Below are 14,244 nucleotides of genomic sequence, written 5' to 3' on the forward strand. Positions count from 1 at the left end.
CGCACCGGCACGACCGCGGAGTGAGGTGAACGAGAGGGCCCGGCATCCGGGGCGGGCGATCCGCCGCCCCGGCCGCCGGGCCCCTCGTGTCCTACCGAATCCGCCCGCTGTCCAGCCAGTTCAGGGCGGTCTCCACCGAGTCCGTCTCCGGTACGCCCTGCGGAACCGCCGGGCGGCGCACCATGAGGACCGGGATGCCGGCCTCGCGGGCCGCGGTGAGCTTGGGGGCGGTGGCCGAGCCGCCGCTGTCCTTCGTCACCAGTACGTCGATCCGGTGCCGGGCGAGCACCTCGCGCTCGTCGTCCAGGGTGAACGGGCCCCGGGCGAGCAGGACTTCCAGGCGCGGCGGCACCGGCGCCGCCGGGGGGTCCACCGAACGCACCAGGAACCAGGTGTCGGTGAGGTGCGCGAAGGCGTGCAGGCCCATCCGGCCGGTGGTCAAGAACGCCCGGGAGCCGGCGCCGGGCAGCCGGTCGGCCGCCCCGTCGAGGTCGTCCACGAAGGTCCAGTCGTCGCCGGGCCGCGCGGTCCAGCCGGGGCGCCGCAGTGCCAGCACGGGTACCCCGGTGAGCGCCTGGGCCTCGGCCGCGTGGAAACTCATCCGCTCCGCGAAGGGATGGGTGGCGTCGACGACGCGGGTGACGTCGTGGGTGACGATCCAGGCGGCGAGGCCCGCGACCCCGCCGAACCCGCCGATCCGGCTCTCGCCCGGCGGGAGCACGGGCGAGGCGACCCGCCCCGCGAGCGAGGTGGTCACCCGGCACGAGGGGTCGGGTGCCAGCGCCTCCGCCAGGCGGCGGGCCTCGGTCGTGCCGCCGAGGATCAGGACGTGGTGCGGGGGGAGGGGGGCCGGTTCAGCAGACATGCCGGTCGCGATCGGCCGAGTACAGGTGGCTGTCTCTGAACTGCTCCGCGCCCAGCGTGCGGCCCACCACGATGACGGCAGTGCGCACCAGGCCGTGCTCCTTCACCTGCGCGGCGATGTCGGCCAGGGTGCCGCGCAGGATCAGCTCGTCGGGGCGGCTGGCCATCGCCACGACCGCCACCGGGCACTCGGCCCCGTAGTGCGGCAGCAGCTCGTCGACGACCCGGTCCACGTAGCGGGTGGCCAGGTGGAGGACCAGCAGCGCGCCGCTCGCGCCCAGCGTGGCCAGGTCCTCACCGGGCGGCATCGGGGTGGCCTGCTGGGCGATCCGGGTCAGGATCACCGTCTGCCCGACGGTGGGGACGGTCAGCTCCCGCTTGAGGGCGGCGGCCGCCGCGGCGAAGGCCGGGACGCCCGGGACGACCTCGTAGGGGATGCCGGCCGCGTCGAGCCGCCGCATCTGCTCCGCCACCGCGCTGAAGATCGACGGGTCGCCGGAGTGCAGCCGCGCCACGTCCTGGCCCGCCGCGTGGGCCCGTACGCACTCGGCGATGATCTCGTCCAGGTTGAGCTGCGAGGTGTCCACCAGGTGGGCGTCCGCCGGGCACTCGGCCAGCAGCTCGCGCGGCACGAGACTGCCCGCGTACAGGCAGACGGGGGCGGCGGCCAGGGTCCGGGCACCGCGCACCGTGATCAGGTCGGCGGCGCCGGGGCCCGCACCGATGAAGTACACGGTCATGTTCGATCCTCCTCCTTGGATGCGGCGGCCGGTTCGGCAGGCTTCGTCACCGACCACTGGGTGACCGGCATCGCCTGCCGCCAGCCCGTGAAACCGCCGACCGCCGCGGCGTGCGCGACGGCGAGCTTCACCAGTTCGCCGCCGTGGCGCCGGTAGCGCTCGGCGAGCACCGCCTCCGACTCCAGGGTGACGGTGTTGACCACCAGCCGGCCGCCGGGGGCCAGCGCGTCCCAGACCGCGTCCAGCAGGCCGGGCGCGGTCAGCCCGCCGCCGATGAACACGGCGTCGGGGGCCGGCAGCCCGGCCAGGGCCTCGGGTGCGGCGCCGATGACCACGCGCAGGCCGGGTACGCCGAGCGCCGCCGCGTTGCGGGTGATGCGTGCGGCCCGCTCCGGGACGCGCTCCACGGCCACCGCCCGGCACGAGGGGTGCGTACGCATCCACTCGATGCCGATGGAGCCGGAGCCGCCGCCGATGTCCCACAGCAGCTCGCCGGGGGCCGGGGCCAGCGCGCACAGGGTCGCGGCCCGGACGTGGCGCTTGGTGAGCTGCCCGTCGTGTTCGTACGCGGCGTCCGGGAGGCCCGGGGTCGCGCCGAGCCGCGGCGCACCGTGGGCCGGGTCCCGGCGGCAGTCGAGCGCGACCACGTTCAGGGGATCGCCGGGCGCGCGGTCCCAGGCGTCGGCGCGGCCCTCGTACGTGTCCTCGTGCTCGGACCCGAGCTGTTCCAGCACCCGCATCCGGCTCGGGCCGAAGCCCCGTTCCCGCAGCAGGGCGGCGATCTCGCCCGGGGACGCCGCTCCGGCGCTGAGCACCAGCACCCGGCGGCCTTCGTGGAGCGCGGCGGCCAGCCGGGCCACCGGGCGGCCGACCACGGTGACCACCTCGGTGTCCTCCACCGGCCAGCCCAGACGGGCACAGGCGTAGGACACCGACGAGGGGTGCGGGTGGACCCGTAGGGACCCCGGCCCGAGCTCCTCGGCGAGGGCGCGCCCGATCCCGTAGAACATCGGGTCACCGCTGGCCAGCACCGCGATCCGGCGGCCGGCGTGCTCGGCCATCAGCTTCGGCACGGCGGGCCGCAGCGGGCTCGGCCAGGCCACCCGCTCACCGGCGCACTCGGCGGCCGGCAGCAGGTCCAGCTGGCGCGGCCCGCCGATCAGGACCTCGGCCGAGGACAGCGCGGCGCGGCCGGCGGCACAGAGCCCGGCCCAGCCGTCCGCGCCGAGGCCGACGACCGTCACGGGCATGGGGGGCGGCGGGGAGCTCACGGCGCGGTTCCTCGGGGACGGGATCGGGATGGGGAAAGAGGGCGGACCCGCAGCCTACTGGCCTGCGGATCCGCGGCCCGCGCCGCCCTGGCCCCGGCAAGGCCCCGGCAAGGCCCCGGCCCTGGCGGCACCCGCGGAACCCCCTCGGTCTACCCTCGGTAACCCACTGCCTCACGAGGGAGCCGCCATGCCGGGCTGGAACGCCACGCACATCCCCGACCAGAGCGGCCGCAGCGCCGTCGTCACCGGGGCCAACAGCGGGATCGGTTACGTCACCGCCCGCGAGCTCGCCCGGCGCGGCGCCTCGGTGGTGCTGGCCTGCCGCAGCGCGGCCCGCGGTCGGGCCGCCGCGATCCGGCTGCGCGCGGAAGTCCCGGGGGCACAGGCCGAGTTCATGCCGCTGGACCTCGCCGACCTGGCCTCCGTACGGGAGTTCGCCGCCGGGTACGCACAGCGGCACGCCGCGCTGGACCTGCTGATCAACAACGCGGGGGTGATGGCACTGCCGTACGGGCGCACCGCCGACGGGTTCGAGACGCAGTTCGGCGTCAACCACCTCGGGCACTTCGCCCTGACCGGACTGCTGCTGCCGCGACTGCGCGCCGCCGCCCCCGGGGCCCGGATCGTCAACGTCTCCAGCGGCTTCCACGTCCTGGGGAGGATCGGCCCCACCGACGCGGGCCCCACCGACGCGGGCCCCGCGGGCTCGGGACTCGCCGACCCGGGCGGCGAGCACGGCTACCGGCGCTGGACCGCCTACGGCCGCTCCAAGACCGCCAACCTGCTCTTCACCCACGAGCTGTCCCGCCGCTTCACGGCCGCCGCCTCCCCGATCACCGCCGTCGCCGCCCACCCCGGCTACGCCTCCAGCAACCTCCACTCCGGAGCGTCGAAGCTGGAGGGCCCCACCCTCAACTCGCGGGTGGCCGCGCTCGGCAACGCGGTCCTCGCCCAGCCCACCTCCTCGGGCGCGCTGCCCACCCTCTACGCGGCCACCGCGCCCGGGGTCCGGCCGGACGCGTTCATCGGCCCGCGGTTCGGCTGGCGCGGGGCGCCCGCGCGGTCCTGGCGGGCCGGGTGGACCCTCGACGACGCCTCCGGCGAGCTGCTGTGGGCGGCTTCCGAGCAGCTCACGGGGGTCTCGTACGCCGCACTGCCGCGCTGAGCGGATCGCGCGGGCTCCTCGAAGCGAGTCCGCCCGCCCCCCGGGTCGCCTCCGGGCGCCCCGGCGCGGACCTGCCCCGAGCGCCCCCCGCGCAGCAGAATCTGCGGCATGAACGACGACGAGCCGGACAACCACCCACGAACCCGCGGTCGCCACGACCACATCGACCGGCACGACCGCATCGACGACCGCGTCGACCGGCACGGCCGGGGACCGGGCCGGGCCGATCGGGATCTCAGACGGGCTCGGGGCGCAGGGAGCGCCAGATGTGGTCGGGGAGGTAGCGGGCGGCTTCGGTGAGGTCGATCTCGTAGGTGCTGGACAGCCAGCGCCGGGCCGCCTCCGCGAGCGGGCCCATGACCAGCACCTCGACCACGGGCGCAGGGAGCGCAGCGATCTCGCCGCGCTCCATGCGCACCCCGAGCCAGCGCACGATGGGCCCGAACTTCTCCGCCTTGGCCGCGCCGATCTCCTCGGCGTGGGCCACCAGATATCCGGAATACGCGGAGGCGTGCAGGAACAGCGCCACGTCCCGGTGTTCCTGGGTGAACGTCAGGTAGGCCGCCACCCACGCGCGCACCCCGGTGCGGGCCGTGCGGCACCGGGTGAGCGCGGCGACCATGTCGTCGCACAGCTGGTCCATGCACCGGATGTAGAGGGCGGCGGCAAGACCGTCGAAGCTGCCGAAGTGGTGGTAGAGGCTGCCGAGGCTGACCCCACTGGCCGAGACGACCGCGGTCACGGTGAAACCCTGCTGTCCGGACTCGGCGAACACCCGCAGGGCGGTGGTCAGGAGCAGGTCGACGGTGGCCTCGCCCCGCTGTTGCTTAGGAGACATGGTGCGGTCCCGTCGATGTGCGTCCTGATGCCCGAAATCCGTGCCGGCGAGCCTAGCAATTCCGGTGCACCTGCCGACGGGGCGAACGTCGGGGTCAGGGCTTGGTGGAGCGCTCGTACAGGGCGCGGACGGCGTCGCCGAAGCGGACGCTGTACGAGGTCTCCTCGTCCCCGCCGCCGTCGCGGCCGCCGATCACTCCGATCAGGGTGCTGCGGCCGGTCGTCACCGGGCCGCCGCTGGTGCCGTTGGGTACGTCCGCGCAGTCCAGGCGCACCTGCGTCGGCCCGGCCTGGACGGCGGTGTTCCGGCACTCCAGCGGCTGCTCGGCGTAGTTCGGGTAGCCCATGAGCCGGGCGGGCGCCGGTAGTTCGGTCCCGAAGTCCATGGTCAGGGCCCCCGTGACGTCCTCCAACCGCTGCCCCGGATAGCCGGGCCGGCGCAGTCGGACCAAGGCGACGTCGTGGTCGGGGTCCTGGTCCCGGGTCCAGCGCGGGTCCACGTCGATCCGGGTCGGCACCCAGATGCCGTACGGGGCCACACCGTCCCGGTAGCCGGGCGCGAAGGCGAGGTTGGTGCGGAATCCGCCGCCGTACACGCAGTGCGCGGCGGTGACGATGAGGTCGCCCCGCGGGGAGTGGACCACGACGGCCGAGCAGTGGTGGTCGGGGTCGCCGTCGCCGCCGGGGGAGAAGAGGGCGCCCACGGCGGGTTCGGCCGGGGCGGGGCGGGCCTCCAGGGGATCGGAGGGCTGCCACCCGGCGTACCGCCAGTCCGCCCCGCTGCCGGCGTCGAAGGCCTTGTCGTCGGTCGGCGGCTCCGTGACCTCCCGCACGATCCCGTCCAGCACCGAGGCAGCCGTCTTGTCGGCGCGTTCGGGGTCCTGCTGGTAGACGCCCTGCGCGGCATCGCCGTCCGCGCGGTTCGCGGCGATGCCGCGCAGCTCCCAGGCGACGTAGCCGACGCCCGCGAGGACCACGGTGCACAGGAGGCCGACGACCACGGAACCCCGCGGGGCGGCCCGCCCCCGCTGCCGTTCCCGCTCGTCAACCTTGTCGACCATGTAGTGCTCCCGCCCCAGACGCCTTCAGACTCTTCGTTCGATGGGGGAGCGGCGGCCCGGGTTCCGAAGGGCGGACGTGTCCGTGCTCACAGCCCCCGCCCCCGGTCCCCCCGCCGGCGGCCCCCCTCCGCCCGCGCACGCCGAACTCGACGTTCCATGGCCCTCGTTACCCCCGCCGGGCTATGGTGCCGGGCGGGGGACGACTGCGCGAGGGGGCCGGGCTGCGATGCGTTTTCTCTTTGTCCACGGTACGGGGGTGCGGCGCGAGCGGCACGACAGACTGTTCGCCCAGGTCCGGGAGCGGCTGGCGGCCAGATTCCCCGGAGCGGCCGTCGAATCCTGCTACTGGGGCGACCGGTTCGGCGCGACCCTCGGCGCGGGCGGCGCTTCGGTGCCGGGACTGCGCCCGGGGCCGCAGGGCACGCCCGACCCCGTGGACGCGGAGACCGCCGAGTGGGCGCTGCTGCTCGCCGACCCGCTGTGCGAACTGCGGGTCCTGGCCGAGGCGGGCTGGGCGGCCCCCGGCGACCGGGGTGACGCCGACGACGAGGACGCCGGGTACGGCGACGCCTTCGCGATGCCCGGCGTACGGGCCGCCGGAGCCCGGGTGCTCGCCCTGCTCGAAGGCTTACCGCCCGCACCGCCCCCGACCGGGGACGAGCTCGGCGCCCTGCTGCACGGCACCGGCCTCGCCGCGGGCTTCGCCGCCGCCCTGGACACCGCCGCCGGGTCCGCCGAAGCGGCCCGGGCCGCGGCCCGCGCCGTCGACGAGCCGCAGGCCCGCGAGCTGGCCACCGCCCTCGCCCGGGCCGTGACCGCCGCCGCCCTCGCCACCGCCGCCGCCACCGACGAGGCCGACTGCACCGGCGCCGAACGCGACCGCCTCGTCGAGCTGCTCACCACCCGGCTCGGCGGCGACGGCCGGGTTCCCGGCGCCCGCGTGGCCGCCGTCCTCGGCCGGCTCGCCCTGCGGGTCACCACCCAGCCCCTCCTCGACGCCCGGCGCGGCTCCCTCACCGTCGGCGCCACCCCCGTGCTCGGCGACATCCTGCGCTACCAGTCCCGCGGCCACGAGCTGCGGGACTTCCTGCACGCCCGGATCACCGCCGACCCGGGGCCGACCGTCCTCATCGGCCACAGCCTCGGCGGGATCGCCCTGGTGGACCTCCTCACCCTCGCCGCCGCCCGCGGCGAGGCCGTCCCCGGGGCCGAGCTGCTGGTCACCGTCGGCTCCCAGGCCCCGTTCCTCTACGAACTGGGCGCGCTCACCGCACTCGAACCCGGCGCGAAGCTCCCGTACGGCTTCCCGCGCTGGCTCAACGTCTACGACCGGCACGACGTGCTCTCCTACCTCGCCGCACCCGTCTTCCCCGGTGACGTGCGCGTCAGCGACCACGAGGTCCGCAGCCGCCAGCCGTTCCCGGCCTGCCACAGCGCCTACTGGAAACAGGACTCCCTCTACGAGCGGATCGAACAGGCGGTGAACGAGGCGGAGATCGGGTGACTCCCGCCGACTTCCTGCCCCCGGCCCTCGGACCGCAGCGCACCTTCGCGCTCGTCGCCGGGGTCGAGCGCTACGACATCAGCCACCGCTGGAACCTGCGCGGTCCGGCCCGCGACGCCCTGCGCTTCGCCCGGTGGCTGACCGGCCCGGCCGAGGTGCCGCCCGGCAACGTCCGGCTGCTGCTCTCCCCGCTCGACGAACCGGGCGACCTCGACTGGACGGACTCCCCGGCGATGACCGCCCTGCGCACGGCTCACCGGCCCGCGACCGAGGAGAACGTGAAAGCGGCGCTCCTCGACGAACTCCCGCAGTGCGACGGCGACCTGCTCTGGATCTTCTGGGCCGGACACGGCTACCTCGGGCCGCACCAGGAGCTGATGCTGCCCTGCGCCGACGCCCGCCCCAGCCAGATCAGGCACCTCAACCTCGACTCCGCACTGCGCTGGTGGCGGACCGACCTCGTCAAACAGCGCCGCTTCCCGCTCCAGGCCGCACTCGTGGACTCCTGCCGGGTCGACGCGCCCCGCGACACCCGGTGGAACTTCGGCAACACCGACTACGGGGGCGGGAGTTCGGTACCGGGCCGGCGCCAGTTCCGGCTCTACGCCTCCCGCGAGGGCGAGGTCGCCCAGAACGACCCCGAGCGCGGCGCCGGCCGGTTCACCGAGGCCCTGCTCGGCGAACTGGACGGACGGTCCGTACGGGAGAGCGTCAGCGGGCTGCCCGGCGCCGCCCTCAGCATCCACCGCACCTTCCAGGAACTGCGCGAGCGCGGCGAGGGCTGGCAGCTGCCGCAGTTCATCGTCGATCGGGACTGGGACGCCTGCTCCTTCCTCGACGACGACCTGTCCCGGGCCGCACTGCCCCGGGCCGCCAAGCTCGACCAGGCGGCCTGGGACGGGCTCGGCGAGCTCTTCGAGGGCCGCGAACTGCCGCGCTGCGCCTACGAGGCCTACGCCTGGGCGTTCAAGGCGGCAGGCTGCACCACCCCGGTACGCGGCGGTCTGCCCGGGGACGGCCTGCTGGAGGTGGTCCAGGACCTGGACGAGCGGCAGGGCGGGCGCGGCGGGATGCCGCTGGCGGTGCCCTTCGTACGGTTCCTCGCGGACCGGGCCGCCGCCGCGGGCGACGACCGGTGGGCGGCCCGCCTCGGGGACTGGGTGCGGGCCACCCGCGAGCGCCTCGCCCTGCCGGTGCTGCCCCCGCCGCCACCCCCGGCCCGCAGGACGGTCGTGCACGTCCGGCTGGAGGCACCGCCGGGCGGCGAGCCCGGATTCCTGGCCCGGATGTGGCTGCGGGGCGAACGGGCCCGGCACGTATGGGAGTCGGAGGGAGCCCCGGTCGCACTGGACGAGGTGCGGGAGCAGCTCGTACGGCAACTCGCCCTCATCGGCGGCGCGCCGGAGGCGGCCGGCGAGGGCGACGGAGGGGTCGGGGGCGGGGCCGGGTGGCAGCCGTCCGTCGCCGCGGTGGACCGCATCGAGTTCCACGTGCCGTACGAGCTGCTCGACGCCGACTTCGACCAGTGGCCGGTGCCTCGCGGCCCGGCCGGCCGCCGCCGCGCCCTCGGCCTGCTCCACCAGGTGGTGGTGCGCTGCCCGCAGGAGCGGGCGGACACCCGCGCCGAATGGCACGGCGCCTGGCGCTGGCTGCACGCCCAGGGCGGCCGGCACCCCGACGCCGTACGGGTCGTCGCGGACGAGGAGGTCACCGACGCGCTCGGCATCGAGCTGGCCGCCCAGCCGCCGCCCGCCTGCGTCCTCGCCCACACCACGGCCGCCCCGCACGTCGGACTGCTGGAGGCCGTGCTCGAAGGCGGGCTCCCGGTGGCCGTATGGCGGCGCGGGGGCGGCCTGCCCGCGCCCGCACTCCTCGACCTGCTGGCCCCGGCCGGGCCGGACGGCCGCCCCGACCCCGGCGCACTCGACGTACTGGCCCTGCCCGCACGCGTGCGGGACGTGCGCCGGGCGGCCGCCGGCGCCGCCGGAGGAGCCGCACGCGCCCACCAACCACCCGCAGGGGGAGACCAGTTGGTGCTCCTGTGGGACGATCCCGACGACATGCCGGGCCTCCGGTCCCTGGCCTGACCCCGACCACCGACAGACGGCGGAACCGAAGATGGAGGCAGACGCAGTGGTGAAGGACTGGTGGCTGTACCACGGGACCGGCGAGGGCGCGGACCGGCGTGCCCGCCTGGAGGCCGGATTCCCGCCACCCTGGCGGGACTTCACCGGCGCCCCCGACCCCGGATACGCGCCGCCCGGGTGCGCGGGAGCGGCCTGGGAGCGCACCTGGCGGCGCGGCGAGGGCTACGTGCCCGACGAGCCGGAGAAGGACGTCGTCAACACGGCGCTGCACCTGCGCAGGCCGCTGCTCGTCACCGGGAAACCGGGCGTTGGCAAGTCCACGCTCGCCTACAGCATCGCCTCCGACCTGAACCTGGGGCCCGTACTGCACTGGCCGATCACCAGCCGGACCGTCCTGCGCGACGGGCTGTACCTGTACGACGCCATCGGCCGCCTCCAGGAAGCCGGCCTGGAGCAGCTGCGCACCCCGGGCGCGCAGCCCGCCGCCGTACCCGGGCCCGCGCCGGACACCGCCCCCGCCCCGTCCGCCCCCTCGATCTCCCGCTACCTGCGCCTCGGCCCCCTCGGTACCGCCCTCCTCCCGCAGGACCGCCCGCGCGTGCTGCTCGTCGACGAGATCGACAAGAGCGACATCGACCTCCCCGGCGACCTCCTCACCGTCTTCGAGGACGGCGGCTTCCTGATCCCCGAACTCGCCCGCCTCGCCCAGGAGGACCCCACCGTCGCCATCGGCACCGACGACGACCCCGACGCGGTCGTCCGGATCAGCCAGGGCCGCGTCCAGTGCCGCTACTTCCCCGTCGTCGTCCTCACCAGCAACGGCGAACGCGACTTCCCGCCCGCCTTCCTACGCCGCTGCGTCCGCCTCCACCTGGAGCCGCCCGGACCGGACAAGCTCGCCCGCATCGTGCGCCGCCGGCTCGGCGTCGACATCGAATCCGGCGAGGAGTACCAGGACCTCGTCCGGGCCTTCCTCGACCGCGGCGAGGACGGCGACCTGGCCACCGACCAGCTCCTCAACGCCATCCAGCTCCGACTCGCCGGCGCCTGGTCCGCGCCCGCGGACCGCGAACGCTTCCTCGCCACCGTCATGCAGCACCTCACCGGGCCCACGGCGTGATCGAGGAGCTGCTCGCGGCCCTCGCCGACGGCGCCGACGGCAACGTCCCGAACACCGGCATCGGGGCGGAGGAGATCGCCGACATCCTGTGGCTGGCGGCCCGGGTCGACGCGGGCCGCGAGGCCCGCCCGCCCGCAGCCCCCGGCGCCGACCCGCCGGGCGAGCCGCCGCCCCCGCCCGGCACCCCGTCGCCCGAGCCCGGCGCGCCGCCCCCGCCCGGCACCTCCGCCGGTGGCGACCCGGCCGTCCAGCTCTTCCCGGCCGCCCGGCGCGACCCCACCGGGAAACCGGACGACGGCGGCGCCCGGCGCCGCGGCTCACCCCTGCGGCTGCCGCGGGCCGCCTCCCTCGACGACCCGCTCGCCCTGATGCGCTCCCTCCGGCCCGTCGGGAGGCGCTCCATCGGCGGCCCCGGGGAGGAACTGGACGAGCAGCTCACCGTGGAACGCAGCATCGAGCGGATGGTGACGACCCCGGTCCTGCGCCCCGCCGAGAGCCGCTGGCTGGACCTGGCCCTGGTCATCGACACCCACCGCTCCATGCTGCTCTGGGCGGACCACGTGGACGAGCTCCGCCGCGTCCTGACCCGCAGCGGCGTCTTCCGCGACGTGCGCACCTGGCAGCTGACCGGCACCGGCTCCGGCGGCACCCCGATGGTCACCCGCGGCCACGGCGGCCCGCCCCGCAACCCCCTGGAACTGGCCGATCCGGCGGGCCGCCGGCTGATCCTCGTCCTCTCCGACACCGTGGCGGGCGGCTGGCGCGAGGCCCCGGTGCAGGGCGTGCTCCGGCACTGGTGCGCGCACAACGCCGTCGCCGTACTCAACGTCCTGCCCGAACGGCTCTGGACGCGCGGCGCCGTCCGCCCCGTCCCCTTCGCCGTCCGCGCCGACCGGCCGGCCGCCGCCACCCGCTCCTGGCAGCGGATCCCGGCCGCCCGCCGCGCCCGCGCGAGGCGCCTCCGCACCGCGGTCCCGGCCGTCGTCCCCGTGGTCGGTGTCGCCTCCGGCAGCCTGGCCCGGCTGGTGCGGGTGGTCTCCGGGGACGGCCGGTGGCGGCGCCTCGCCTGCCTGCGCCTGGACCCGGAACCCGCCGCCGCGGGCGCCCCGGACGATCCCGCTCCCGGCGGCGGCCGCAGCGCCCTGGAGGTGGTGGAGGACTTCCGGGCGAGCGCCTCGCCGACGGCCCAGCAGCTCGCCGCCCACCTGGCCGCCGTACCGCTCACCCTGCCGGTGATGACCCTGGTCCGGCGCTCCCTGCTGCGCGACTCGGAGCACGGCCACCTCGCCGAGGTCGCCCTCGGCGGGCTCTTCGAAACCTGGGAGGACGGACAGGACCCCGCAGAGGTGGAGTTCGAGTTCCTACCCGGCGTACGGGAGGTGCTGCTCGGCTCGCAGCTGCGCGGGGACGTGGCCGCCGTACGGGAGCTGGTCCGGCGCCGCGTGTGGGAGTTCGTGTCCCGCAACCGGCGCACCGGCCCGGACTTCTCCGCGACCCGCGTCACCACGGGCCGGGAGGGCGTGCGCCGGGTGGCCGAAGGGGCCCTGCCGTTCGCGGCGCGGCCACCGCGGGAGCCGGGCCTGGCCGACCGGGTCGTACGGGTCCGCCACGACGGGATGCCCGAGCCGCAGGAGGTCGGCACCCTGCTGACCCCGCGCCTCGTCCTCACGGTCGGGGACGCGGTGCCCCCCGCCGGCTCGGTGGCCTGGGTGCGGCCCGGCGACCGGGAGGTCCCCTGCCGGGCGGTGTGGTGGGACGACGCGGCGCCCCGGATGCTGCTGCTCCAGGCGGACGAGGACCTGATGGATCCGGCGGCCGGCGCGGAGCCGCTGCCCTGGCTGCCCGTGGACCACCAGCTGGCCCAGGTCCGCGTCGACGGCCGCACGGACCAGGGGGACCCGGTCTCCCTGACGGGCGAGGTGCTGCCGCACGGCGGTGACCTCAACGGCGAAGTCGTCCGGCTGTCCGCGGAGCCGGAGGGCTGGACGCACTACCGCGGCGGCCCCGTCTCCCGGGGCGGCGCGCTGGTCGGCGTCGTCCACACGGTCTCGCCCAACCGCCTGGTGTTCCTGCTGACCGACGCCCTGATGGAACAGAGCGGCTTCCGGGCGGCGCTGGAGGGTTCCGTACGGGCGCAGGACACGGAGACCGCGGTGTGCCTGGCGGTGCTGCCGGGCGCCGACGGCGTGGTCCCGATCGGGAGTTCGGCGACGGCGGAGACGCACGCGATGCTGGCCGAGCTCATGGCGGACACGGGCGTCACCGGGCGGCTGACCGGCGGTGAAGGGGACGCTCCGCTGCTCGTCACCTTCGCCGCGCCGGGCGCCCACGCCAAGGCGGGCCAGCTCCTGCTCGAACTGCCCGGAGCCATGACCCGGTACGGATTCCGGCGCATGGACGGGATGCACCCCCCGCTCGGCGTGGCCGTGGGAGGGGACGCGGACGAGAGCGCCCGACTGGTGCGGCACCCCGCGATCGCGGACCGGCTGGGACGGACGGTGCGCCCGGGGGCGCTCGTCCTCGCCGTCTCCCACCGCCTGTACGAGGAACTCGGTGACGTGCTCGGCTCGCCGGCCCGGATCGCGCTGCACCGGGTGGGCGGCGCCGACGAGGGCTGGGTGTGTTCCGACGACCACGCGCCCGCCGGTGTGCTCGGGCAGGTACTGACGGAGGCGGACGGGCTCCTGGACGAGGGCATCGGCTGGCCGACCTGCGGACTTAAGGCCCCACCGGTCGACCCGCGGGCCTGCATCGGCATCCGGCTGCCGGGCTACGAGCGGTGCCTGGCCCACCTGGAGATCGAGGACCAGGAGACCTACTTCGGGACGCTGTCCCCGGGGGCGCCGGTGGACCTCCGGGGCACCACCTTCGACCACGGCCTGCTGCCGCGCCTCCTCATGGCGCTGCAGCCGGGCGTTCCGGGGCCCGTCGCACTGGGGCCGGCGGACTTCGACCGGGCACGCTTCGTGGACGGCTGGAACCGGTCGGACATCGAGTTCTCGGACCGCGCGTCCTTCGTCCGGGCCTCCTTCGAGGGCCGGGCCGGTTTCGCCGGAGTCGCCTTCGCCGGCCCGGTCTCCCTCGACGGCGCGGTCTTCGAGCGCGTCGGTGACTTCGACCGGTGCCGCTTCCACCGAACGGCCACGTTCCGCCGGGCGCTCTTCCACGCTTCGGCGGGGTTCAAGAACGCGGCGTTCCTCGGTGACGTCTCCTTCGCCCGGGCCGTGCTGGCGGCGTCCGCGGACCTGAACGGGGTCCAGGTGGCCGGGACCGCGGACTTCTCCCGCACGTTCTTCGGCGGTCTGGCCATGCTGAACGAGGCGGGCTTCGCCGGGGCCGTCTCCTTCGCGTCCGCGGAGTGGGAGGGCGGGTTGCTGTCCAACAGGGCGGTCTTCGAAGCGCCGGTGGACTTCGTGCGGGCGAGCTTCCGGGGCCGGGTCCGCTTCGACGGCGTGCTCTTCGAGGCGGACTCGCTCGTCGGCCAGTTCCCCTTCGTGGTGCCGCCGGACGGCTGGACCTCGGTCCGGCGCTCGGACGGCACGTGGGACGTCCGGCTGCTCGAAGCCGAGGCGTAGCCGGTGATGCGGTCGCCGGG

At 75.9% G+C, this 14,244-nt stretch carries 10 protein-coding genes; 5 read left to right on the forward strand and 5 right to left on the reverse strand.

The window, feature by feature from the left end; all coding sequences use genetic code 11:
- Positions 1-91 precede the first annotated feature (91 nt).
- The 3 genes from OG594_RS33930 to cbiE are packed head-to-tail and all read right to left on the reverse strand — an operon-like array spanning position 92 to position 2,854.
- Positions 92-865 carry a cobalt-precorrin-6A reductase gene (locus OG594_RS33930; RefSeq protein ID WP_266606203.1) on the reverse strand — a complete coding sequence of 258 codons (774 nt, stop codon included), beginning with the start codon at positions 863-865 and terminating at the stop codon, positions 92-94.
- Positions 855-1,604 (reverse strand): precorrin-4 C(11)-methyltransferase, encoded by a 750-nt coding sequence (gene cobM, locus OG594_RS33935; RefSeq protein WP_266606204.1) that lies wholly within the window; start codon positions 1,602-1,604, stop codon positions 855-857. Before cobM ends, OG594_RS33930 begins: the two co-directional genes overlap by 11 nt.
- On the reverse strand, positions 1,601-2,854 hold the full coding sequence (gene cbiE / locus OG594_RS33940) for a precorrin-6y C5,15-methyltransferase (decarboxylating) subunit CbiE (protein ID WP_266606684.1): 1,254 nt from the start codon (positions 2,852-2,854) through the stop codon (positions 1,601-1,603). The genes cobM and cbiE overlap by 4 nt, the downstream gene beginning before the upstream one ends.
- 208 nt (positions 2,855-3,062) lie before the next feature.
- Here cbiE and OG594_RS33945 point away from each other — a divergent pair, with 208 nt between their 5' ends.
- Positions 3,063-4,040 (forward strand): oxidoreductase, encoded by a 978-nt coding sequence (locus tag OG594_RS33945; RefSeq protein ID WP_266606205.1) that lies wholly within the window; start codon positions 3,063-3,065, stop codon positions 4,038-4,040.
- 235 nt (positions 4,041-4,275) lie between these two features.
- Here the strand turns inward: OG594_RS33945 and OG594_RS33950 are convergent, their stop codons facing one another.
- Together OG594_RS33950 and OG594_RS33955 are read right to left on the reverse strand one after the other, a co-directional pair.
- Positions 4,276-4,878 carry a TetR/AcrR family transcriptional regulator gene (locus OG594_RS33950; RefSeq protein WP_266606206.1) on the reverse strand — a complete coding sequence of 201 codons (603 nt, stop codon included), beginning with the start codon at positions 4,876-4,878 and terminating at the stop codon, positions 4,276-4,278.
- Between the two features lie 94 nt (positions 4,879-4,972).
- The gene (locus OG594_RS33955; RefSeq protein ID WP_266606207.1) at positions 4,973-5,938 is read right to left on the reverse strand and encodes a serine protease; all 966 of its coding nucleotides are present in this window, start codon (positions 5,936-5,938) and stop codon (positions 4,973-4,975) included.
- Between the two features lie 226 nt (positions 5,939-6,164).
- Here OG594_RS33955 and OG594_RS33960 point away from each other — a divergent pair, with 226 nt between their 5' ends.
- Genes OG594_RS33960 through OG594_RS33975 form a run of 4 tightly spaced genes read left to right on the forward strand, consistent with a single transcriptional unit; the run spans position 6,165 to position 14,224 of the window.
- On the forward strand, positions 6,165-7,442 hold the full coding sequence (locus OG594_RS33960) for a hypothetical protein (protein WP_266606208.1): 1,278 nt from the start codon (positions 6,165-6,167) through the stop codon (positions 7,440-7,442).
- A complete protein-coding gene (locus tag OG594_RS33965; protein WP_266606209.1) occupies positions 7,439-9,529 on the forward strand; it encodes a caspase family protein in 2,091 nt (696 codons plus the stop codon). Before OG594_RS33960 ends, OG594_RS33965 begins: the two co-directional genes overlap by 4 nt.
- Positions 9,530-9,560: 31 nt before the next feature.
- Positions 9,561-10,649, forward strand: a complete 1,089-nt coding sequence (locus tag OG594_RS33970) for a MoxR family ATPase (protein ID WP_266606210.1) — start codon at positions 9,561-9,563, stop codon at positions 10,647-10,649.
- On the forward strand, positions 10,646-14,224 hold the full coding sequence (locus OG594_RS33975) for an SAV_2336 N-terminal domain-related protein (protein ID WP_266606211.1): 3,579 nt from the start codon (positions 10,646-10,648) through the stop codon (positions 14,222-14,224). Before OG594_RS33970 ends, OG594_RS33975 begins: the two co-directional genes overlap by 4 nt.
- Positions 14,225-14,244: the final 20 nt, after the last annotated feature.

The organism is Streptomyces sp. NBC_01214 (assembly GCF_026340975.1).
Taxonomy (GTDB): domain Bacteria; phylum Actinomycetota; class Actinomycetes; order Streptomycetales; family Streptomycetaceae; genus Streptomyces.

What these genes read in the sequence shown, in the direction of transcription:
- OG594_RS33930 (WP_266606203.1), bottom strand. Translation starts at nt 865, where the DNA reads ATGTCTGCTGAACCGGCCCCCCTCCCCCCGCACCACGTCCTGATCCTC.
- cobM (WP_266606204.1), bottom strand. Translation starts at nt 1,604, where the DNA reads ATGACCGTGTACTTCATCGGTGCGGGCCCCGGCGCCGCCGACCTGATC.
- cbiE (WP_266606684.1), bottom strand. Translation starts at nt 2,854, where the DNA reads ATGCCCGTGACGGTCGTCGGCCTCGGCGCGGACGGCTGGGCCGGGCTC.
- OG594_RS33945 (WP_266606205.1), top strand. Translation starts at nt 3,063, where the DNA reads ATGCCGGGCTGGAACGCCACGCACATCCCCGACCAGAGCGGCCGCAGC.
- OG594_RS33950 (WP_266606206.1), bottom strand. Translation starts at nt 4,878, where the DNA reads ATGTCTCCTAAGCAACAGCGGGGCGAGGCCACCGTCGACCTGCTCCTG.
- OG594_RS33955 (WP_266606207.1), bottom strand. Translation starts at nt 5,938, where the DNA reads ATGGTCGACAAGGTTGACGAGCGGGAACGGCAGCGGGGGCGGGCCGCC.
- OG594_RS33960 (WP_266606208.1), top strand. Translation starts at nt 6,165, where the DNA reads ATGCGTTTTCTCTTTGTCCACGGTACGGGGGTGCGGCGCGAGCGGCAC.
- OG594_RS33970 (WP_266606210.1), top strand. Translation starts at nt 9,561, where the DNA reads ATGGAGGCAGACGCAGTGGTGAAGGACTGGTGGCTGTACCACGGGACC.